General features: G+C 49.5%; 12 protein-coding genes, 1 tRNA gene and 2 pseudogenes. 10 read left to right on the top strand and 5 right to left on the bottom strand.

Annotated elements, in window-relative coordinates:
• The first annotated feature begins 49 nt into the window (after positions 1-49).
• From EII41_RS10780 to EII41_RS10760, 5 genes and pseudogenes are all read left to right on the top strand, one after another.
• Positions 50-370 (top strand): hypothetical protein, encoded by a 321-nt coding sequence (locus EII41_RS10780; RefSeq protein WP_317615874.1) that lies wholly within the window; start codon positions 50-52, stop codon positions 368-370.
• A gap of 500 nt (positions 371-870) precedes the next feature.
• Complete coding sequence (locus EII41_RS10775; RefSeq protein WP_124752818.1) at positions 871-1,467, top strand: hypothetical protein; 597 nt, start codon at positions 871-873, stop codon at positions 1,465-1,467.
• A 381-nt stretch (positions 1,468-1,848) separates the two neighbouring features.
• Complete coding sequence (locus EII41_RS10770) at positions 1,849-3,138, top strand: hypothetical protein (RefSeq protein WP_124790582.1); 1,290 nt, start codon at positions 1,849-1,851, stop codon at positions 3,136-3,138.
• Positions 3,139-3,266: 128 nt separating this feature from the next.
• Positions 3,267-4,811 (top strand): Ig-like domain-containing protein, encoded by a 1,545-nt coding sequence (locus EII41_RS10765; protein WP_185711897.1) that lies wholly within the window; start codon positions 3,267-3,269, stop codon positions 4,809-4,811.
• Positions 4,812-4,974: 163 nt separating this feature from the next.
• A pseudogene (locus EII41_RS10760) lies at positions 4,975-5,685 on the top strand (transposase).
• Between the two features lie 228 nt (positions 5,686-5,913).
• Here the strand turns inward: EII41_RS10760 and EII41_RS10755 are convergent.
• From EII41_RS10755 to EII41_RS14770, 4 genes and pseudogenes are all read right to left on the bottom strand, one after another.
• Positions 5,914-6,273: pseudogene (locus EII41_RS10755) on the bottom strand (Arm DNA-binding domain-containing protein); the annotation flags it as partial.
• A gap of 230 nt (positions 6,274-6,503) precedes the next feature.
• Positions 6,504-6,576 (bottom strand) — tRNA-Phe (locus tag EII41_RS10750).
• An 83-nt stretch (positions 6,577-6,659) separates the two neighbouring features.
• Entirely contained in the window at positions 6,660-7,037 is a 378-nt protein-coding gene (locus tag EII41_RS14775) for an IS30 family transposase (RefSeq protein ID WP_411292601.1), read from the bottom strand.
• A gap of 194 nt (positions 7,038-7,231) precedes the next feature.
• Entirely contained in the window at positions 7,232-7,366 is a 135-nt protein-coding gene (locus EII41_RS14770; RefSeq protein WP_124750392.1) for a helix-turn-helix domain-containing protein, read from the bottom strand.
• Between the two features lie 862 nt (positions 7,367-8,228).
• Here EII41_RS14770 and EII41_RS10735 point away from each other — a divergent pair.
• From EII41_RS10735 to EII41_RS10720, 4 genes are all read left to right on the top strand, one after another.
• A complete protein-coding gene (locus EII41_RS10735; RefSeq protein WP_124790579.1) occupies positions 8,229-11,498 on the top strand; it encodes a SusC/RagA family TonB-linked outer membrane protein in 3,270 nt (1,089 codons plus the stop codon).
• 49 nt (positions 11,499-11,547) lie between these two features.
• Positions 11,548-13,209 carry a RagB/SusD family nutrient uptake outer membrane protein gene (locus tag EII41_RS10730; RefSeq protein ID WP_124790578.1) on the top strand — a complete coding sequence of 554 codons (1,662 nt, stop codon included), beginning with the start codon at positions 11,548-11,550 and terminating at the stop codon, positions 13,207-13,209.
• 1,234 nt (positions 13,210-14,443) lie between these two features.
• A complete protein-coding gene (locus tag EII41_RS10725; RefSeq protein WP_260425559.1) occupies positions 14,444-17,434 on the top strand; it encodes a SusC/RagA family TonB-linked outer membrane protein in 2,991 nt (996 codons plus the stop codon).
• Positions 17,435-17,454: 20 nt separating this feature from the next.
• Positions 17,455-18,906: a RagB/SusD family nutrient uptake outer membrane protein gene (locus EII41_RS10720; protein ID WP_124790577.1), complete on the top strand. Its 1,452-nt coding sequence runs from the start codon at positions 17,455-17,457 to the stop codon at positions 18,904-18,906.
• Between the two features lie 133 nt (positions 18,907-19,039).
• On the opposite strand, the gene EII41_RS10715 is transcribed toward EII41_RS10720, so the two are convergent.
• Positions 19,040-21,463, bottom strand: a complete 2,424-nt coding sequence (locus tag EII41_RS10715) for an alpha-L-arabinofuranosidase C-terminal domain-containing protein (protein WP_124790576.1) — start codon at positions 21,461-21,463, stop codon at positions 19,040-19,042.
• 266 nt (positions 21,464-21,729) lie between these two features.
• Between EII41_RS10715 and EII41_RS10710 the strand changes: the two genes are divergently transcribed.
• Complete coding sequence (locus tag EII41_RS10710; protein WP_124790575.1) at positions 21,730-22,953, top strand: serpin family protein; 1,224 nt, start codon at positions 21,730-21,732, stop codon at positions 22,951-22,953.
• Positions 22,954-23,139: the final 186 nt, after the last annotated feature.

The raw sequence follows: 23,139 nt of genomic DNA, 5'->3' as shown, positions 1-23,139 counted from the left end.
CAAGAAGACCGCGCCCGATGCGTCGCTGGCCGACGGCTATACCGTCACCGTGACCGGCAACCGCGTAGAGATGAAGCCCGGCGGACTGCGTGCCGGCGGCACGATCGAGAAACGCGACCTGCTGACGCTCGCCTGCACCGCCGTGCCCGGCACGTCGAACGGCAGCTACAAAGGCGCGCTGCGCAACCTCGCCTTCACGCCTACGGCCGGATACGCGTTGCGGAACGTCACGGTGCCGTTCACGTTTACGTACACCGTAGCCAACGAAACGGTCGACGGCCTGCGCATCTACGCTTCTGGCAGAGCGCTGTACCTGACGCTCCCCACGGCCGAGAGGTACATATATATAATGTACATGGCGCGATGGTGAAAACGCTCTTCCTCTCCGCCGGCGACCACGTAGAGCCGCTACCGTCGGGCATGTATCTGGTGCGCGTGGGAGAGCGGGTAACGAAAATCCTTGTGAAGTGAAAAACGAAAAGTGAAGAGTGAAAAGTAGTCAATGTAGTCAAGAGTAGTCAGCAAGTAGTCAATGTAGGGGCGAACTTCTATGTTCGCCCTTACCCTCGCCGACGCTTCGAACGCAAAGGACAATGTCCGAACGCGAAAAGCAATTACCGCAAATAGCGCAAATCAACGCAAAGGAAAACTTGTGTTCCTTGTCATAAACTTGTGCAACTTGTGGTATCTGAACGCTGAATGCTGATTACTGAATAACAATTAACCATTGACAATTAATCTGGGCGTCTCTACCATCCGCGGCCGGATACGTTGTTCCGGCGGGCGAACACAGAGGTTCGTCCCTACGCGGCATCCGATGGCTGTTTGCTGAATACTGAAAACTAACTAACAATTAAAAATTATATAAAAATGGGACAAAGAACAACATTAAACATTGTAACAGCCGAACAGACCGATTGGCTGTTTGAAGGTAATAATTCGTTGCCTTACTTCTGGTTACTCTTGCTCGATCGGACAGTCGTCGAAGCTGTAAAACCCCAATGGAATAGTTGTGAAGCACAATGGAACGACGAAGACGATGAGAACGAGGATCAAGAAGACTATTTCGATGAAGAAGACGAAGAGGAAAACGGAGAATATCCGGCACCCTTCCGACTCACACCGGCACAGTTTCGGCAGAATGCCGAGCGAGGAAGAATATTCCTCATGGCTAACTCGCCCGATTCCGTGACGCTCTATAATGATTTTATACAATTTATCGACGCACGGCTCAGCCCGCAGAGTATCATTGAAATCGATATCTACGAAATACGTCATTTCCATGACTCGTTAGAAGAATTCTTCGATTATATCGACGAAACCATCGAAGAGGTAGAGAGCGGTAGAACCGGTACTACCGGTTTGATATGCGAGGATGATGCGATTGGAGACGGAACGGGATTTGCCTGTGTCGAAGCTTTTGAGAAACTCGACTCTTATCAGCATGCAATGAAAAACAGAAAATAGTCAAGTCGTTTGTTCTTCGGATGTTGAGGTGTTGAGTCGTTTATTTGCTGACGACTAACGAACAATTACGAATGACGACGGCTGAACACAAATGAACGCAAAGTGAATAGTAAATAGTGAAAAAATTAGCAAAGTAGCAAAGTAGCAAAGTAGTAAAGGTAGTCAGAGTAGTAAAGGTCGTCAGAGTAGTAAAGAATAATCTTTTTTTCCCAACGCTTCGCATTGGGCTGAATTAAGACGCCCCTTCGGGGCTTGGCGTGTACCCGGCATAACAATTGACAATTAACAACTTACAATTAAATTAGTGCAACTTGTGGTATCTGAAAGCTGATGACTGAACGCTGAATACGAATAAAATAACATTTCTAAAATAGTAACGATATGAAAACAGTAAAAAAAACAATCATGATGATGGTGCTTTTCGCGATAGCGGGGCATACCGTTTCGGCACAAATTAATTTAAAAAAAATCGGTAAACAGGTACAACGATCGGCCGAACGACAAGTGGAGCGAAAGATCGAAAACCGGGCCACCGAAGCTACACGCAAAGGTATCGACCATGCTGAAGATAAGGCTGAAGAAACGGTCGAAAAAGCTGTGGAAAAAAGAACCGACAGGAGTTCATCCGACACGCCAGGCGCTTCGCAGGCACAGCCGACGGGTTCGGAGGCTACAGCCGCTGCCGACGGCGGCGAACGCAACAAATCGGGCAAACTCATCCCGCAAACCATGGCCGATTATGCCGCCTACTCGCAAACCCTCCCCAAGCTCTACCTCGATATCGCCGACGACCTGATGACCGGTACCGATCTGGAGGGATACCTCAACATGTTTCCCATGCTCAGCGAACAGGCATACAAGAACTCCCCCAGCGAGGCCGCCAACGGCTTCGTTTACCGCCGTGTAGCCGAATGTTTCGCCTATGCGCAGGCCACCGACAACACCTACCTGCTCACCCAGGGAGGCAAGCTGCTCGATCTGCTGGAGAAACAATATGGAGTGAGCCCCTCCGATGCCTACCAGCAACAGTGGCGCACCGAACAGAAACGAATCCAAGGCATCCTGCGTACACCAAGCGGCGAATTGCTCGAAGCGGTCGAGCAAAACCTGAAGAAAACGCGTGCCCATACCGAGAAAGACAGCATCGAGTTGTACTTTTTCTATGCTGCCTATACGCTCGACAAACTCTCCACCCGCGAGGACGTAGATAAAACCTCCGAGCGATACCGCAAGGCAGAGGCCGAACACGACGCGCTCCTGAGCGAACTCAAAGCCAAAGGATACGACGCCTACGACGCCGCGGCCGCAAAAGCCCAAGCAGCCGCCCGGGAAGCCGAGGAGGAGCGGGCTCGCATGGTCGAACTCCCCACGCCGCGTATGCGCAACGCCCAACTCGAAGCCACCATGCTCCGGCTGGCCAATGCGCACTTCTCCGGAATCAAAGTGGAGAAAGTGTTTATTATGGACAGCGACTGGCGGATACAACGCAACGCCCTGGGTGCAATCCTGCGACGTACGCTCAACACGGCCATCGTCGTAAAGGAGAGCAACGGAAAATATTACCTGCGCGACCTGAGTTTCGAACAGCCCTACTCCGGAGGAGGCGGATACGGCGCAACAAAAGTCTACGGAGTAGGTGTGAAAAACGATCCGGTAAATTATAAACCGTAGACGGTAGTCGGAGTAGTCAAAGTAGCCGGTGCTCAGTCATCAGTGTTCAGCGGTCAGACTCTGACTACCCGCTGACTACCGACTACTGACTACTGATAGCTAACTAGCAATCCTAAACAATGAAGTATATGAAAAAGCATTTGTTTACAATGATGACGGTGTTGACGTTCATCACGCTAACACAATGTGAAGAGAATAGTCCCACAGCGAAGGAGAAGGAAAAAGAACTGATACTTTCGGTCTCGCCCGACAGCCAATCGGATGTCTCAACCGGCTCAACGACATTCGTAAAAATTACATCGGGCAACGGAGACTATAAAGTGGAGCTGAGCGATCCGTCAAAAGCCGACGTACAGCTCTCCGACGATAAGACGACCCTCATGATTACCGGTAAGAATCCGGGTGATACACAGATTACGGTCGTCGACATACGCACAGGAAAGCGGAAAACATTCCGCATCCGTGTAACGAAGAGTACCGTCTTCGTCACCGGAGTCACGCTTACCCCTTCGGCTAAAGAACTGAAAACGGGTGAAACCTTCATGCTTACGGCCACCGTGAGTCCCTCGGAGGCAGACAACAAGCAGGTGACATGGACAAGTAGCAATACGCAGGTGGCTTCGGTCGATGCCAACGGAAAAGTCAGCGCCCTGCAAGCCGGCACAGCGATTATTACCGTTCGAACAGTCGATGGCGGTAAAACGGCTACATGCACCTTAACTGTAAGCCGCCGTCAGGTTTCTGTCACCGGTGTTACTCTTACCCCTTCGGCTAAAGAACTGAAAACGGGTGAAACCTTCACGCTCACCGCCATCGTGACTCCCTCGGAGGCAGACAACAAGCAACTGACATGGACAAGTAGCAATGCGCAGGTGGCTTCGGTCGATGCCAACGGAAAGGTCAGCGCCCTGCAAGCCGGCACGGCTATCATTACCGTTCGGACAGTCGATGGGGGCAAAACGGCTACATGCGCCGTTGCAGTGGCTCAAACAAATACACCGACGCCGCCTACGCCTCCCACACCCCCGACTCCTCCCACACCGCCTACCCCACCGGCTCCCCCCGTCAATATACGACTGAAAGGGATCGGCATACGGCCTACGGCCATACCGGGATATATGAAACCGGGACAAACGTACCAGCTTACTGCACGATATGACCCGGAAAATGCAACCAATAAAAAAGTGACCTGGCATAGTCGTGACCCAAGAATAGCAACTGTCGATGCCAATGGATTAGTCACTGCTGTCGGACAAGGGAATACACAAATTATCATTACGGCACAAGATGGCGGACATCAGGCAGGATGTTATGTCTACGTAAACAAAGGAACAACACCGCCTACACCACCAACACCACCGACGCCGCCGGCTCCTCCCACGCCTTCAGTCATACCGGTAACCGGAGTAAGCGTAGTGCCAACACAAGTGACGTTGTTCATCGAATCGCCGGATAGTCCCCTGCCTACAACACAACTTAGGGCAACAGTCAGGCCGAGCAATGCCACTCAGAAGAAAGTGACATGGACGAGCAATAATGCCAGCGTAGCCTCGGTTGATGGTAATGGGAAAGTAACCGGCCGTAGACAAGGGAAAGCCATCATCACCGTAACAACCGCTGATGGAGGCAAGACCGCCACGTGTATGGTAACCGTTGGAAAGATTATTAATTAGAAATGTAAACTACTGAAGATGAAAAGTAATTTTCGTTTATTCATTAAAGTGCTCGTTAAACATGTTGAAAAAAATCATGAAGAGGGAACGCTTTCAGAGAGAATGTAAATTAAACTGTGTCAGTAAAGACTAAAATATTATTTTTGCTAACATCGTATTTTTTATGAAAGAAGTATTTGATTTTGAAAGTATCAAGAACAAGGCCATAGAACAGCTGAAAGCAGGCAAGCCTTTGTTGGGGAAGGACGGTGCTTTTGCCCCCTTATTGGAAAGTATATTGAATGCAGCTCTGGAAGTTGAAATGGATGCACATCTGACAGAAGAAGAACGTCAGATGGGTAACCGTCGTAACGGAAAGATGCAGAGGCAGGTTCAGACTCCATTGGGTGAAATAACCGTATCTACTCCCCGTGACCGTAATTCAAGTTTTGATCCTCAATTCATCAGGAAGCGTGAGACTATTCTGGCAGAAGGTGTTGCAGACCGTATAATCGGCCTGTATGCGATGGGAAACAGCACACGTGAGATTTGCGACTGGATGGAAGAGAATCTCGGAAACCGTGTATCGGCCGACACAATCAGTGCCTATTACTGACCGTGTACTTCCGGAAATAAAGGCATGGAAATCCCGGATGCTTGATTCTGTCTATCCTATAGTCTGGATTATACCACAAACACTGTTGAAGGGTATCACCGTCAGATCCGTAAGGTAACAAAAAACAAGGGCGTATTCCCATCGGATACAGCCCTTGAAAAACTAGTTTATCTTGCATACCGCAATATACGGAAGAAATGGACTATGCCACTGGCTAATTGGACTACAATCTCACAACAACTGGCCATAAAGTTTGGAGACCGATTTAAATTATTGTAATTTTACGCTCGTCGGGACGGGTGGTCCCGCCTCTTGGCGCTAGCCGTTCCCCGACCGATGAGTTTTCTATAGAGAAATAATGCGTGACACAGTTTATTTTACACTACCAATAAACTATACGCATAGTCCTCACCTTTTTCCTACTGAACATGTTTTTCTCTTCCTTTGTCCAATAAAATCAATCCTTACCTATTTCCCTAATCGTTGCATTTGCTAATTGAATTTTCAGTGTTCCTGTATCGTAGCAAGGAGAGTTTTGGGTTGTTCTTTCAGAATATTTAAGCCGAAGAATTTTTCTTGAAGAATACGAGCGGTTATTGTGCTCCCTTGTTCTTCTAACTCGGTAAAGATAGAGTGAAACTTGATTTTTGCTTCTTCTATGTAGCTATTCAGTTCATTGGCTTTACGACTTTTACCACGTACACACTCTTTGGCTTGGTTCCAAGAACTCGGATCGACACTTTTTCGAATATTAGTTTCGACACGTTGTCCATCAACGGTAATTCTCATGCAAACCGAGGCTTCTCCGTTTTTGAGCAGTTTTGTCTTCTTGATAAAGAAGAGCACATTGAATGAAATCCTTCTCATTTCGATACGTTTTTAGTTGATACAATATTCGGAAATCACTCACGAGTCATCGACACACAAATCACTGCATATCAGTAGAAAAGAAACTTTTTCAATGGAGATTTCATTCTGCTGTTTTTGCTCCACCAAAATCGGTAATATTCTGCTATATTTTGCGTAAGCGATAAAAACAAAAACTCCCGACTTCGTTTAGAAATCAGGAGCTTACATTGTTTTACTTTTCTTCAAAGTGGTGCCACCAGGAATCGAACCGGGGACACAAGGATTTTCAGTCCTTTGCTCTACCAACTGAGCTATGGCACCTTAGTTTTTATTTTTCGACTGCAAAGATAGGTTATTTTTTCAAACTACAAAAATTACAGTAAAAAAAATGCAACTGTGTAGTTTCAACTAGTGACTGCAACTTTTTGTTTCAAATCTAAGAAAAAGATTTCTTTTGGAGAATAGATATTGAGTTTATATCTTGGTCTTTCGTTGATTCTGTATTGTATCTGTTTGATTATATTGTTACTAAATTCATTGAAATTTGTTTTTTTAGGGATGTACTGCCTGATCAGTTTGTTTGTGTTCTCAATCAATCCTTTTTCCCAGGAAGAATAGAGATGAGTAAAATAAATCTGTGTATATAGCTTTTTGGCTAATGTTAGATGATCTGTAAACTCGTTACCATTATCTACGGTGATGGTGTGCACATGCTCTTTGTATGGCAGCAGCATACCGTAAACGATTTTTGAAAGCTCTTTTGCGTTTTTCCCTTTGAGCAGTTTTTTGCGCCATGCAAAAAACTGTAGTTCTTTCTACTAAGGTCAGGATAGCTCCTTTTCCGTTTTTCCCGACGATGGTGTCCATCTTCCAATCTCCAAAGCGTCGATTGAGACCCAAAACAAGAGGTCTCTGCTCTATTTCGACACGATTCTTGGGCTGCAGAGTGCGCTCCTTACGGATCTCGGCCATACCCTCAAGCGTAAGAGAACGTGTGCTTCTCTTTCTCGTTGCGGTTTCGCTTGAGCTCTCGGCTCACGACCGATTTGTCTTCACCGATTGCCTGTGCAATCATTTTCTGCGTACAACCCTGCTTATAGATGGCAGAAATTGCGCACCTTTACCCTCATGTTAAACACCTCATATTAAGACTTTTTCAAACGAAGGCTAAGATAGAGATTTTATCCCTTCGGAACAAAGGATAAAGAAGTTTTTTCTCTTCCTTTGTCCGATAAAATCAATTCTTACCTATTCCACTAATAGTTGCATTGGCTAATTGAATTTTCAAACATGTTTTCGACTTGAGTCAGAGAATTGAAAAGAGAATTTATGTTGTATTCCTTATTACATGGAATATATAATCTTCCTCTTTGTTCACCCAACGACTTACCAAGCCTCTTGTTTTTTTCACAAGAAACATCACGTGATGACAAAGGAATGACAACACCACCACACACTTCTGTAAATTATCGTGTAGAGATTTAATTGATTTTGCCGATACACGGAATACCTCATCAGAGTAAAAAAATCAGACAAATGAAGAGACTCAACAAACACACTAATCCGATGATAACATAAGATCGTGCCCTGCCCTAAGTGCATACGGCGATAAGCGATACCCAACGACAATGACCGGTTATGTCGTTTAATCTAAACAAAAGAACTCCTCGTTTTGACACAACCTTAAACCTCATAACATTCTCTTTTTCAAATTAAATAAACTGGCCCTTTGAATACCTTTCTCGAGACCCGGAAAAATACGAAGCATTCCGAGAACAAGAACTATTACTTTGTATTTTTTTATGCTTTTATCAACCGCATCTTCAATTATTTTATATTTTTGCGCGGTGAAAAACGATAAATCAATAGTAAAAGCATTACAAAAACAAGCATTCTATAAATATGCAACACGTTGCACGTCTTATATTATTACAATTATATTATTTTAAAACAGTCTTTATTATTTTCAATCAATGAACAGAAAACTAATTTTCATGCTGACCCTGTGCCTTTGGTATGCAGGGATGATGACCGCCCAGACAGCTATGCAAGTCAGGGGAAGTGTAGTAGATGAAACAGGCGAGCCGGTGATCGGGGCAAGCATCCGGTTAAAACACGCGCCGGACAAAGGCACAATTACCGATGCCGACGGTTTTTTCACCCTGCCAACACCTTCGCCATCGGTGCTTGTAGTTTCGTATATGGGGATGAAGACGCAGGAAGTAGAAGCGCGTCCGGAGCTGCGAATCGTGATGCGCACGGATGCCGAACTGCTCGACGAAGTCATTGTCGTGGCGTATGGAACGGCCCAAAAGTCGTCGTTTACCGGATCGGCCAGTGTTGTAAAATCGGAACAGTTGGAAAAAATCTCGGGATCGGGGTTTGTAGAAGCGCTGCAAGGGATGAGCGCGGGTGTAAACATCACGAACAACGAAGGAAACCCCGGAGGCGATACACGGGTACAAATTCGAGGTATCAGCTCAATGTCGGGGAAGAGCGATCCGTTATATATCGTCGACGGAATGCCGTACGACGGTAAACTGACGTCCATTTCGCCCAGCGATATCGAGTCGATGACCGTTTTGAAAGACGCGGCGGCCTCCTCGCTCTACGGCTCGCGTGCAGCCAACGGCGTGGTAGTGATTACCACGAAGAAGGGGAAGAGCAGTCGTCCGACGATCCATTTCCGCGCGGCGTTGGGTACTTCGGACAATGCCGTAGCCAACCCCGTCAAGGCCGATCCTTATCAGCAACTGACGAATACATGGCGCGCCATCTACAACGACCGGTTCTATGTAAGCGGCGCAACGGCAAAGGAGGCAGGCGATTATGCCTCTTCGACCCTCTTGCCGCACATGGTCAACCCGCGCGTCAATTCGAAAGGTGAGACGGTTTATGTTACTCCCTTCAAGCATATCAATGAACCTTACGTATTGCACGACGGTAACGGAAACGAACGCATCAACCCGGCATTGAAAATGGTCTGGGACAAGAGTGATTACGACTGGTACGGTGCGGTATTCTCGCGCAAACTGCGGCAGGATTATTCGGTCGACGTGAGCGGAATGGCCAACGACGGAAAGACAAACTACTATACCTCCGTTTCGTATCTGAACGACAAGGGATATGCCAACAGTCAGTATTTTAAACGCTACTCGTTCCGCGTCAACGTATCCACGGAGCTCACCAAGTGGTTCTCGCTGAGCGGAAGCCTCGCTTACAGCAACTCGCGCCAAAACGTTTCGGGAGCCAACCGTGCGCTGGTCTTTTCCAATACGCTGAACTCGCCGTGGCTGCGTAACGAAGATAACACCGACTGGTACTACTCGCAAAAGACGGGTCGCAGAATGTATGACTTCGGCGTCAACAGCTCGAACTTCTTCGGTATCCACGTCTTGAATAACGGAGGCGATTATTGGAATAACCCAAACGACGAAAGTTTCGACAACAACGAAGCAGGTATCCTGACGACGCACTACTACGCCGATATGAAACTGCCTTTCGATTTGAAATTTAAAACAGGCATAAACATCGACGCTGTTAACACGAATATTTATCAGTACAGCTCGGCCGTTCATGGAGAAGGACAACTCAAACCTTTCGGCGTGACGACTATGACGAACGGCGGTAGCGCCACCCGAACCCATTATAAAAATACGTCCGTGACATGGAACAACTTGCTGACATGGGACAAGAGCCTGAACGAGCATCACGTTAACATGCTGTTAGGACACGAATTTTATTCACATAACAGCCAATACAGCACCGCTTCGGGCGAAGGAATCATGCAGTTGGGACAGTACGAGCTTTCATCCACAACGAAAAACTGGTCGGTCGGCTCGTATCGTAACCGCTATGCCCTGCTCTCGTTCTTCGGAAAAGCCGAATACAATTTCGACAACAAATATTATCTGTCGGGCTCATTCCGTCGCGACGGTTCATCACGTTTCAGCAAAGAAAGCCGCTGGGGGAACTTTTTTTCCGTGGGCGGATCATGGCGTATTTCGAAAGAATCGTTTATGCAAAACGTGAAATGGATAGACAACTTAGCTCTGAGAGCCAGTTACGGTACGTCGGGTAACGACAAGCTGATTCTTCGCTCTACCAGTAGCGGTTCGGCCATGGGAGGAGAAATCCTGTATGCCTACCAAGGCTATTACGACTCGGACGACTTATACGGCCAGGCCGGTTACAAACCGACCTCCATCGCCACCCCCAACCTGAAGTGGGAACAGAACCAGCAGTTCAACGTAGCCCTCGATTTCAGTTTGTTCAACCGATTGAGCGGTACGATCGAATATTACTCGCGCGATGCCAAAGACCTGCTCTACTACAAGAGCCTACCACCGTCGGCACAGGTAGGTAACGCCGAAGGAGTCAATACAAACCTCGGTAATGTGCGCAACAGCGGATTCGAGTTCACACTCTCTGCTTCCGTGCTTCGTCACCGCGATTTCCAATGGGATATCGACGCCAACTTTTCCACCCTCAAAAACGAAGTGACGTATCTTCCGGGAGGCGCATACATCTACTCCAACCGGGTGGCTACATACAAAATCGAGGAAGGCAAATCGATTTACGAATTTTTTATGGCAAAAAATGCCGGCGTGAATCCAGACAACGGAAACATGCGGTACTGGGTCAAAGACGGTAACAACGGATGGAAAACAACGGAAAATTATGCTGAAGTTAAAACATCGGATTACCAATATGTGGGCAGCTCGATTCCGAAAGCGTTCGGCTCGGTGACGAACAGTTTCAAATATCGCGACTTCGATTGCTCGTTCATGTGGTATGCCTCTTTCGGTTCGAAAATGTTCGACTACGTTTATCTCGAACGTACAACCATACGTAACGGCGTAGGCATCATACAAGATTTGGTAGAAGGCGATGTGTGGATGAAGCCCGGCGATCAGGCCAAATTCCCGCGCTGGTCGGCCAGCAATTACGGAGCCACCCGACGCGCCTCCGATTTCTATCTGTTCAACAACGATTATTTCCGTCTGAGAAACCTTACGCTCGGCTATACCCTGCCCAAAAGGCTGCTGAGCCGATCGGGCATCTCGCACGCTCGCATCTACGTCACCGGCGACAACCTGCTTACTTTCGGACCGGCCGCCGCGCGCTACACCGAACCCGAAACAGGCGTACAGGGAAACAACTATAACGGAAATGCCAATACCGACAACGGCATACAAGGCTCAAGAAGAGTCTATATGGGAGGCATTCAGATAACCTTCTGAACCGAAATAAACGGAAAATAACATGTTTAACATCAAAAACCGAAAACAAATGAAAATCGATCAATTCAAAAAAACAATAGCAGTCGTGGCCGCGTGCGTATGTACATTAACAAACTGTACGGACGAGCTGACCACCAACTCGTCAACAGCCGTAAGCGAAGAAACCGTACTCTCCAGCACGACCGGACTGAATATGGTACTTCGATCTGCCTATCGCTATATGCTCACCAACGGAGAGCTGGGCAGCTCGAGCCAGAACGAAGCCTGTTATGCCGGATTGCCCGGATACTGCATGTACTACGATCTTGGCGGCGCCGACATCATCAGTACGACGAACTACGGAGGATCACCCGAAAACAGCTACCGCTTCGCACCGGAACGCACCGAAGCATCGAACGCTTACTCAGGAAAAATCTGGTCGACCATGTATAAGACCATCAATCAAATCAACATCATCATCGACGCACTCCCTGCTGCCTCAGGCACCGATGCCGAAAAAGAAGTCATCAAGGGCCAGTGTCTGGCCATGCGCGGAATATGCTACTTCCATCTGTTGATGAATTATCAGCAGACGTATGCCATCGCGAAAGAAAAACGAGGCGTGATTCTCCGCACCTCGTCGGCCGATCCCGCCAACAAAGTCTTCTCTACGGTGAAGGAAGGATATGAACAAGTTGTTTCCGATCTGAAAGCGGCCAAGCCCCTCCTGGCCCAATATCAGCGCGACGAGATGTTCCGCGTCAATGCCGACGTGGCTGCCGGTGTCCTGGCACGCGTGTATCAGGTGATGGGAGACTGGCAAAACGCGTTGATCGAAGCCAAAAGCGTTTACGAAAAACATGCAACCTTGATGACCAAAGAAGAATGGTATAGCGGATTCGATAACCTGATCAGCGACGGATGTAAAGAACTCGTATGGGGTCTGAAATATACGAACCTGACGAACGTAGGATCGAACACCCAGTTCAACTACTGGTATAATCAAGATCCGAGTTACGGCGAAGGCATGACGGACGGCCCCATATACAGCTTTATCAATCTGCTCGTAGACAGCCGTTATGTGGCACTTTTCGACGCTTCCGATTATCGCGGATTCAAAAACGACAAGACGAGCGGCGTGAAAGACGCAGACATTAAAAACGTGATGTTCTGGCACCGCACAGCCAACGGCAACAAAGAAACGGCGGCCAAATGGGCTTACAACAAATTCAAATATTATGGCGATGCCAACGGTGCCAAACAGGGGAAAAGCTATCCGGAATTCCCGTTGATGCGTAGCTCCGAAATGCTGCTGATCATGGCCGAAGCATCCGCGAACCTGGGAGACGCAACGAAAGCGCTTTCGTATCTGACGACATTGCAGAAAGCCCGTCAAGTCGGCACCCTGACGAGCACGACCGACAAGAACAGCCTGCTCGAAGCCATCTATACCGAACGGCGCAAAGAACTGCTGGGCGAAGGTGTCACGGGAATGTATGACTTGCTGCGCCTGCAAAAACCGTTATTGCGTTACGGCAGCACAACGGCCGATCCTTCGGGACATTTCGCGTGGGGCCTCATGCATCTGGATGGATACAACGCCTCCGACGCACAACCTAAAGCAACCCTGCCTTCGAACGATTACCGCTTTATCTGTCAGATTCCCCAGCTCGAACTGGCTAATAACGAAGCCGTCTCGGAAGCTGATCAAAACCCGTCGAAAGGGCAATAACAAGCAAATGATGGCTTAGCCATACAGACAGCCAAACATCGATCTGCTTTCCAATCAACCAGAGGATGTGCCGGAACGTAATATTCTGACACGTCCTCTTTTTTTGCATGCCGGCCCGCGTCGTCATTCCGAATTATTGTTGTCGGGTAAAACTCAATATAAAAAGCCGGAAAAAAACGCCTTCGGGGAGTGGAGGTATGGATATACTCGATTTCATCCCCTCATTCGATCAAATCGTCCCCTTGTAGCTACGGCTCTATCCCCTTTATAGAGAGGTCTACCCCCCACACATGAAGGGGGTTTACCCCATACACAGAGGGGGTTTACCCCATACACAGAGGGGTTATACCCCATACATGGAGGGGGTCTACCCCATACACGGAGAGGGTTACCCCCATACATGGAGGGGTTTTACCCCATACACAGAGGGGTTATACCCCATACATGGAGGGGTTTTACCCCATACACGGAGAGGGTTACCCCCACGCATGGAGGGGTTCTACCCCATACACAGAGGGGGGTATTGCATTAAATTAAGGGATGAAACCCGTCTCCCCCCCCCTTAAATCTCTCCTCAGAGAGGAGGCGGGATTACTCCGAATGCTTAAAAAAACGGCTACTGTGATGATTGCTTGAACCCGGATTCCGCGATAGAACAAATCATAATGAATTTCATTCAGGCCTTCAGCCCTTGTATGCCCTGCGGGCGTTGAAATGTTGAGCTGTTGAGATGTTTATTTGTTGAGTTGTTGAGTTGTTGACCGGTAAACATCCCCCCTGCCCCCCCTTCGAAGGGGGGAAGAGCGGAGCGAAGGGGGATGTCATCCCTTCGGAGGGGGAATACGTGGTACCCTCCGAATCATGTACCCGGCATAACAATTAACCATTGACAATTAACAATTAAATAATGGTACCCGCCGAACAGTGTATCGCGTAATTTGGGTTTATTTTCGTGAGATATTTTTTACAAATGCGATTTAATAAATAAAAAAAATGTATTTTTGCGGAAAGTAAGTCGGCGCTGTGCCACGTTTTTTTCAGGAGGGCCTGTCATCAAAAAACGTTCACAGGCTGACTTGATTATTTAAAAAAACTTTACAAACAATACGATGACAAATACGATAACACATGGTTCACGGCAACCGTCCCGAAGCAGACAATACATTTATAACGATATCTACGTATGAACAGAAAAAGATTTTTTATTGGCTTCCTGTGCCTTTTGTGCGCGGGAATGGTTACTGCCCAGACGCTTACACAGATCAGGGGCAGTATAGTAGACGAAACGGGCGAACCGATCATCGGGGCCAACATCCTTGTGAAAGGTACGACACAAGGTACGACGAGCGATCTGGACGGGCAATTTTCGCTGCAAGTCGATCGCGCACCGGTCACATTGCAGATTTCGTACATCGGTTACGCACGTGTAGAGGTAGAAGCCGTATCCGGAAAACCGGTCAAAGTACAGATGGCACCGGACACGCAAATGATGGAAGAAGTCGTAGTTACCGGCTACGGTACGTTTAAAAAGTCGGCCTATGCCGGCTCGGCTTCGAACGTAAAAGGCGAGAAGATGAAAGACATTCCCGCCGTAACGTTTAAAGACCTTCTGCAAGGTAACGCCGCAGGCGTTCAATTTTCTTCGTCATCGGGACAGCCGGGCGCCTCGTCGTCGCTCAACATTCGCGGCATGGGGTCGTTCAACGCCAGCAATGCCCCGCTTTACGTAATCGACGGCGTGCCGATGCGTGCGGGATCGATCAATTCGATCGACTCGAAGGCGGGCCTCGACATCATGTCGACGCTCAACAGCTCCGATATCGAAAGCATCACCATCATCAAGGATGCCGCCGCCGCGTCGCTCTACGGTTCACGCGCAGCCAACGGGGTGGTGCTCATCACCACCAAGCGCGGCAAGGCCGGCAAACCGTCTATCCAGTTCAAAGCCGACTGGGGACAGTCCGACTTTGCCATGGAATACCGCCCGATCATGGGTGGAGAAGAACGGCGTCAGCACATCTACGACGGACTGGCGGCCGGGCAGATCAAAAAAGGGAAAAGCGAAGCCGAGGCTAAGGCCTATGCCGACAAGAAAATAGACGATTTTGCCCCGGTTCCGTGGTGCGGATATGTGGACTGGGACGATGTGCTGCTTCAAAAAGGCAACCACCAGTCGTATGAAACATCGATCACCGGAGGCACCGAGCGGTTCAATTACTATTCGTCCCTCGCATACCTGAAGCAGGAAGGTCTCTCGCTACGATCCGGCCTGGAACGTATCAGCGGTCGTCTGAATGTGGACTACAACGCCACCGACAAACTGAAAATCGGCGCGAACATTTTGTTTGCCACCGTGAATCAGGAAGTATATTCGGAAGGCACCTCCTACTCTTCTCCTTTTTATACTTCGCGAAACGCAGTCGTTCCTTCCGACCCGGTCTACAACGAAGACAACACATGGAATCGCGAGCTGATCCGTATCGGCGACCGTAACCCCGCACTGGCGGCGGCTTACGACTTCCAGCGCGAATACGTGACACGCGCCTTTAATACCGTTTACGGCGAATATGAGCTTCTCAAAGACCTGAAATTCAAATCGACTTTCAGCTATGATTACGTGAATACGAAAGGACGGGAATGGTACGACCCACGCACCTCGAACGGCGAAGATAAAAACGGAGGCATGATCAAGAAATTCTACGAATATAAGAAGATGGTATGGGCCAATCAGCTCAGTTATAAAATGACCCTGGCCGAAAACCATCACGTCGATGCGCTGGCAGGCTATGAAATAGACGACCAGTACCGCGACTTTTTATCCGGTTATGCCACTAACTTCGCCACGCCTCACAAGAATGAGATCAGCAACGGGATGAAGACCGAGTCGGTCAGCGGCGACGATATCCGCACCCGGATGGTCTCCTACATCTCCCGCCTGAACTACGATTACAAGAACAAATACTATCTGGGTGGTAGTTTCCGTACCGATGGCAGTTCACGCTTCCACCGGAGCAATCGCTGGGGTACCTTCTGGTCGGTATCGGCCGCATGGCGCGCCATCGAAGAAGATTTCATCTCGCCGGCCAACGACTGGCTAACCGACCTCAAACTTCGTGCCTCGTACGGAGTGAACGGTACACTTCCCTCCAAATATTTCGGTTACATGGGACTGAGCAGCCTCACCAACGGCTACCTCGAACAGCCCGGCATCGTCCGTTCACAAATAATGAACAAAGACTTGCAATGGGAAACGAACCATAACCTCAATCTCGGTTTAGACTTCGGCCTGTGGAACCGCGTCAACGTGACCCTCGAATATTACACCCGCACCACCCGCAACTTGCTCATGGATCGCCCGATCTCGATGACTAACGGGTTCGACAGCTACCTGATGAATATCGGTGAAGTGAAAAACCGGGGAGTCGAATTAGAGGTCAACTCGACGAATGTACAGATGAAGAATTTCTCATGGAACACGACATTCAACATTTCGCATAACCGGAACGAAATCGTGACATTGGACGGTTTGCAGACGGAGATCATCAGCGGCAACCAGATCCGCAAAGTCGGAAAACCTTACCGTACCTTCTACCTCATCGAATTCGCGGGTATCAACCCTGAAACCGGCGCGCCGCAGTTCTATACGAACAAAACGGACAAAGACGGTCATCACCGGAAAGAAATCACCGAATCGGTAGAACAGGCACATGCCGTTGTGCTGGATAAACATGCCGAACCCGACGTGATCGGCGGACTCTCCAATACGCTTCGTTACAAATGGTTCGACCTGAATTTCATGTTCTCCTACCAGTTCGGAGGCTACTCGTACGACACGTGGGCACAAAAAACGGAGCACGGCGGTAACGACCTGAAAGCAAACATCCCGACGTATTACCGCAACAGCTGGAAACGTCCGGGCGATGTCACGAACTACGAACTGTTCTACGAAAATCCCGCCGTGGCGATGAATAAAATCTCGACGACGCGCAGGTTACACAGCACGGACTTTATTCGTCTCAAGACACTGACCTTCGGTGTCACCGTACCGAAAGCATGGACAAAGAAGCTGAAAATGGACAACCTCCGCTTCTATGCCTCGGCCAACAACCTCTGGACATGGGCGGCACACGATTATTACGACCCGGAAGCCGTCAGCGGAGGCACCGCTATTTGGGGTACTCCCCCTTTACGAACGGTCACATTCGGATTCAACATGCATTTCTAATTTGATAAAAATTCAACATCATGAAACAAGTAAAATATTTATGGATCATTTCCATCCTGTTCTCCATAACCTCGTGCGGTAACGACTGGTTAGACCTCGAACCTTCCACGTCCATCGATACCGAAAGCAGTATCCGGTCGCTCAAAGACATTGAATTTACGCTGAACGGAATCTACAGCACCATGCAAAATTCCGACGCCTATTCGGGACGACTCGTTTACTATGGCGATGCGACAGGCGATGATATGCAAGCCGTCAGCTCTACGAAACGCGTAGCGAACTATTACCGTTTCAATTTCACGAAAGACAACGGCCCCTCCAGTCACTGGGCGTATCTCTATGCCATCATTCAAAATTGCAATCTGATTCTGCTAAACATCGACAAGATCACCGTCAATGAAAAAGAAAAGGCATACGCTGACGACCTGAAAGGACAAGCATTGGCCATCCGGGGCATGGCGCTGTTCGATCTGACGCGTATCTTCGGCTATCCGTACACGAAAGACAACGGCAGATCGTTGGGCGTGGCGATCGTAGAAACCCTTCCGGACATCCACAGCAAGCCCGCGCGCAATACCGTAGCCGAGTGCTATACCAAAGTCATCGATGATCTTACTGCCTCGGTCAACCTGCTGAGCAGCAAGTTTAACAAGGGCAAATTCAACAAATGGGCGGCCATGACGCTCCTCAGCCGCGTCTACCTCTACAAGAACGAGAACGCTCTGGCGTTGAAAACAGCCGCGGAGGCCATCGAAGGCGCGCAAAAGAACGGATATGCCTTATGGACGAACGAAGCATACCCGACGGCATGGAGTAATGACGCATCGGCTGCCAATCCGGGCGAGGTGTTGTTCGAAATCGTGAACCTGACCACCGATACGCCGGGCAAAGAAAGCATGGGATACCTCAGTTCGAAAGACGGCTACGACGACATTTGCATCACTTGCTCGTTCTATCAGCTGCTGAAGAAAGATCCCAAGGATGTACGTCTGAAGCTGCTGAGCTTCGACAAAAAATACTATGCCTACGTCAACAAGTACCAGCCGCAACAGAACGAAGCGATTCAGGATGCGAATATTCCGCTGCTGCGCCTTTCCGAAACGTACCTGAATGCAGCCGAAGCGGCCGTCAAGACGGGTGACAACAAGGCCGCCGTGAAATACCTTGACGCGATCGTCAAACGTGCCAATCCGGCCAACACGGTCGAAGGAAAGAACCTGACCGTCGAAGACGTCTTGAACGAACGACGCAAAGAACTGGTCGGTGAGGGACATCGCATGTACGACGTGATTCGTAACGGAATGAAGGTAAAACGTAAAGATGTAGAGGATCGTAACCTGAGCAGAACAAAGCATGATACGCCCTACATGGAATATGACTGGGATTTTTACATGATCGTACTGCCCATCCCGAAGAAAGAAATGGATACGAACCCCAATATGCTGCAGAATCCGGGATACGGAAGCAACTAACGTTTCTCAGCCTCAATAGAACGGAAGGCTGCCGTCGGCCGTTGGGCCCATCTGTTTGCCTCGTTTCTTATCTGTAAAGTTCCGCCCTTTGTGGCGGGATTGATAAGAAACGAGGCAATAAATTTACGGCTGTTCATTCTTTGACCTTCAGCCTGAGAATCGTTACCGAATTAGGAGGAAATCCGTAACGCATCGGACGCTGCGTCCGAAAGCGTATCGTCTGTCTCACGGGCTTCACCGCATCGGGATGTTTGAAGGTGTTACGGCTGTCGGGGCGTGCCGAAAGCCGGAGCAGCTCGGCCTCGTCTTCTACTTTCCGGCCTTTCACATCCAACGAAGTCCATTCTTCATGCATCGTCGTATTGACGACTTTCAGGATGATCGTATCCGTTTCCGGATCGTACGTGGCTACCGAGAGCAGGGACGGCATAAGCGGCACCGTCGCTTCCGGCAGTTCAACCTGACCGATCCGGCACCGGATCGTCTCGTCCCGGCACTCGATCCGTACCATGCTCCACGCATCCTTCGAGAGCGACAGGGGAACAGCTTCCGTAAGCGGTTGTCGAAATGTTCCGGCACAACGATACAGCACCGCGGTACTGTCGGTCAGTACGAGCGAGATTGCGTCGCGTCGCTCGTCGGTCAGACCGTTATCGCGTACTTGCAATCGCATGGTTGCCCCGTTTTTTAGCGGCCGGATACGAGCCGAGAAGGTATAATTACACATCGTCGAGTCGCCGAATAACCGATATTTCGCTCCGTCGGACGGCTTCTCTTTTTCCGAGAAGATCGACTGTACCGCTCCCCCATTCAGTGCTATTTCGCTTGTCTCAAATTCATCGCCCGAAAAAACGACCGATGCCCGGCCGCAAGTCACCAACGGTTTGCGATACGTATTCACTTCTGTTGCCAACACTTCTTTTCCGCGGTTTCGGGCAAACATTTGCAAGACATGGTATGAAGGTGTTTTGACCACACGCGACGCATCGAAGAGAATGGCCGGTGTACCGTTCAGAGGGAAACCGGCATGTCCCAACAACGGTGAATAGGAAACGCCGCAGATATGCGCCGGATTACGTTCTACACCGACGAGAAAAGCCGCCTCCCCTACCGCGGCACGCATGGTGCCGCCCTCACGTCCCCAAGCCGTGCCGAAAGCCCCCACGAACAGGCTCGCTCTACGCGATCCTCTGACCTTCGTTTCGAGACAGGAGCTGCTCGCGATCAAATGATCGGCGCTCATCAGATAACGCATATTGATCCGGTCTTCACGAAAATCTCGAACCGCCGCCGAGTCACCGGCCATGACGGCCATCTGCGGAAACGTATCCCTGAGAGCGCGCCTCAGAAAACGATAGCGACGGACATATTCCTCTCCGTGATTCGCGTCGCCGAACGACACCGCCGATAATCCGAAGGGCGCGGCATGTCCATGAGCGGCACGGCGTGCTCCTCCTTGCGGGTCAGTGGCCGGTCCGTTCGCATACGCCACGGCCCCTGCCGCGCGGAGCGCCAACAGCCCCATATTTCTCATATCTTCGTAAAGGGAACGATAGCGCTGGTTCAGCACCCCGGCGTTCATTACATAGACCGGTCGGGCGTTGAGGTCTTCACACAGTTGAAGATACTCATACAATCCGACACCGTTCGTCGTGCCGTAGCCCCAGATGCTCCAGAGAGGCTTACGCGACTCGATGGGGCCGACAGTCCCCTCCCAATCAGGAATCATGACAGGCGTGTAGCTCTCGGCGAAAGCTCCTCCGGGGAACCGGACAAACGCCGGCGAAAGCTCCGCCACGGCCTCCATCAGATCGGCACGCAGACCGTTCGGACGCTCTTTCCACGTCTTTTGGGGAAATAACGAAACCACGTCGAGGTGGAACGATACACCGCTGTCGGCTTCAAATACCAGCGTCGCATTCGGTGCGCTGTCCGTCGCCGTAAAGGTATGGCGAAAGCGCATCCACGCTTCCGGCATGTCGACGACATAAGGTTGGCTTAACAACCGGCCGGCCAATGTGTCGCGCAGCGCAACCGAGATCTTCCGCCCATATCTGCCGCGTAGATAGAAAGACAAGTCGTACCGCTCGCCCCCAACGATCGAAATACCGTGAAAACCTTCTGCCACAACGCCTCCCGCCCCTCCCGAAGAGGCGATTTGCACAAACAGCGAACGGCGGTTCTCTTCATTCAACGGATCACGCGTATCGATCATCAGCGAAGTATTGGACGAAAGCGCTCGCCATCCCGGAAGGGCGCAGGGCGAAACGAAAGGAATCCGCCAACCGGCGGGCGTGACGATCACGTTCCGCGACGCATCGTACGAACAGCCGTAAGGCACAGCCCCATCCTCCAAACTGCGGTTACGGATCATCTCCGCATAAATTCCCCCCTCAACAGCGTGATTCATCTCCTCCAACGTCACACCATACAGCGCTTCCTGCACCGGCTGCGAAGGTTTTTCCAAATCGATCATGACTGACGAAGTCACCGGCCTTTCCGGCCGGCAAGCCGTCAGCAACCACACTCCTATCACCGCTATATCTCGTAATTTCATATCATTATCCTGCTCAAAATAATACGTTCAGACGCATCATATCTTCGCGCAAACAAATGATGCCAAACGCTTTTCCGTATAAGTTGCGCAAAACTACATAAAAAGTTTGTGATTTCGGACGTTGCTCTGCTGCAAAGCTGTTCTTATCTGTCCAAACGAACCACGTCGTCATTTTTTTTGAACCGACGTTGCAACGTTTTTGCCCTTTTACACGTCAAGGTATAGAGATCATTTTAAAAAACGTTTTACAAAAAAAATCGATTGAGATGAAAACACAATGGATTGGTATCGGGATCATGGCTTTAATGGGCGCCTGTACTTCCGATCATGAAACACCCAAGCCTCTGACCGAGGCCCAGCCCATCGTCTTGAAAAAGGCAGAGAAGGTAGAAAAAGACAATGCCTTCGCCTTCGATCTGCTACGAACAACGCGCAAGCACACGACCGAAGCGAATGTTTTTATCTCGCCGCTGAGCGTAAGCATGGCGCTGAACATGACGCTGAACGGCGCCGTCGGCACCACGGCCGATGAGATGAAAACCGCTTTGCGTGAAACCGGTTATACGATGGAGGACATCAACGAGTACAGTCGTTCGCTACGGGAAGCACTCCTCAAAGTAGACCCTTCGACCACGATCGGGATGGCCAATTCGATCTGGTACAAACAGGAAGCATCGGTTAAAGAGCCGTTTATTCAGGCTAATCGCACGTACTACGACGCGGAGGTGAGAGCCGTCGATTTTTCATCGCCCGCTACCCTTCCGGCCATCAACGGCTGGTGTGCAAAAAAAACGAACAACAAAATCACCGAGGTGCTGGACAACATTCCAGAAAATGCTTTTATGTATCTGATCAATGCCGTTTATTTCAAAGGCATCTGGGTGACTCAGTTCAAAAAAAGCGACACCAAACAAGCACCTTTCCGCAAAGCGGACGGTACCACACAGGAGGTCAATATGATGACACAAACAAGCACTCTTGGCTACACGACCGACGAACGGTGCCGGTACCTTGAGATGGACTACGGCAACAAGGCGTTCAGCATGATCGTGATGCTGCCGAACGAAGGTAAGACGACGCGCGACGTGATCGAACAGCTCGACAACAAGCATTGGGATGTGATTACAAAAGGCATTCACCCAACGCAAGTATCTCTGCGTATGCCGCGCTTCAAGACGGAGTGTAAATACCAGCTCGAGAAAAAGATTCTGCCGGAGATGGGAATGAACGTACCGTTTACAACATCCGCCGATTTTTCCGGTATCACCGATATTTCGATCTTGATTTCGCGCGTGATTCATAAAACGTTTGTGCAAGTCGACGAAGAAGGTACGGAAGCAGCGGCCGTAACCGTTGTAGAAACGATCAAAACATCCGTCGATCCTTCCCCCGTTCCTTTCCATATCGACCGGCCGTTTGTTTTTGCCATACGCGAAAAGAGCACCGGCGTCATTCTGTTTATCGGAGAGATCGGAGAAGTGAAAGAATAAGACGTTTATTTGTCATACATCAAAAGAGAGAGGGCTGTCTCAAAACGAGGCGGCTCTTTTATTTTAAACCCAAATTACGCGATACACTGTTCGGCGTATACCGTTATTTAATGTTAATTGTCAATGGTTAATTGTTATACCGGGTACATGGTTCAGCGGGTACCATGCATAACAATTGACAATTAA

It is taken from the genome of Tannerella forsythia, assembly GCF_003860135.1.
In the GTDB taxonomy this organism is placed as follows: domain Bacteria; phylum Bacteroidota; class Bacteroidia; order Bacteroidales; family Tannerellaceae; genus Tannerella; species Tannerella forsythia_A.
This window is presented reverse-complemented; position numbering and strand designations above follow the sequence as displayed.

Bases quoted from the DNA above. Each gene is read 5' to 3' on its own strand.
- EII41_RS10710 (WP_124790575.1), top strand. From the start codon at position 21,730: ATGAAAACACAATGGATTGGTATCGGGATCATGGCTTTAATGGGCGCC.
- EII41_RS10730 (WP_124790578.1), top strand. From the start codon at position 11,548: ATGAAAATCGATCAATTCAAAAAAACAATAGCAGTCGTGGCCGCGTGC.
- EII41_RS10775 (WP_124752818.1), top strand. From the start codon at position 871: ATGGGACAAAGAACAACATTAAACATTGTAACAGCCGAACAGACCGAT.
- EII41_RS10770 (WP_124790582.1), top strand. From the start codon at position 1,849: ATGAAAACAGTAAAAAAAACAATCATGATGATGGTGCTTTTCGCGATA.
- EII41_RS10765 (WP_185711897.1), top strand. From the start codon at position 3,267: ATGAAAAAGCATTTGTTTACAATGATGACGGTGTTGACGTTCATCACG.
- EII41_RS10725 (WP_260425559.1), top strand. From the start codon at position 14,444: ATGGTTACTGCCCAGACGCTTACACAGATCAGGGGCAGTATAGTAGAC.
- EII41_RS10720 (WP_124790577.1), top strand. From the start codon at position 17,455: ATGAAACAAGTAAAATATTTATGGATCATTTCCATCCTGTTCTCCATA.
- EII41_RS10735 (WP_124790579.1), top strand. From the start codon at position 8,229: ATGAACAGAAAACTAATTTTCATGCTGACCCTGTGCCTTTGGTATGCA.
- EII41_RS10715 (WP_124790576.1), bottom strand. From the start codon at position 21,463: ATGAAATTACGAGATATAGCGGTGATAGGAGTGTGGTTGCTGACGGCT.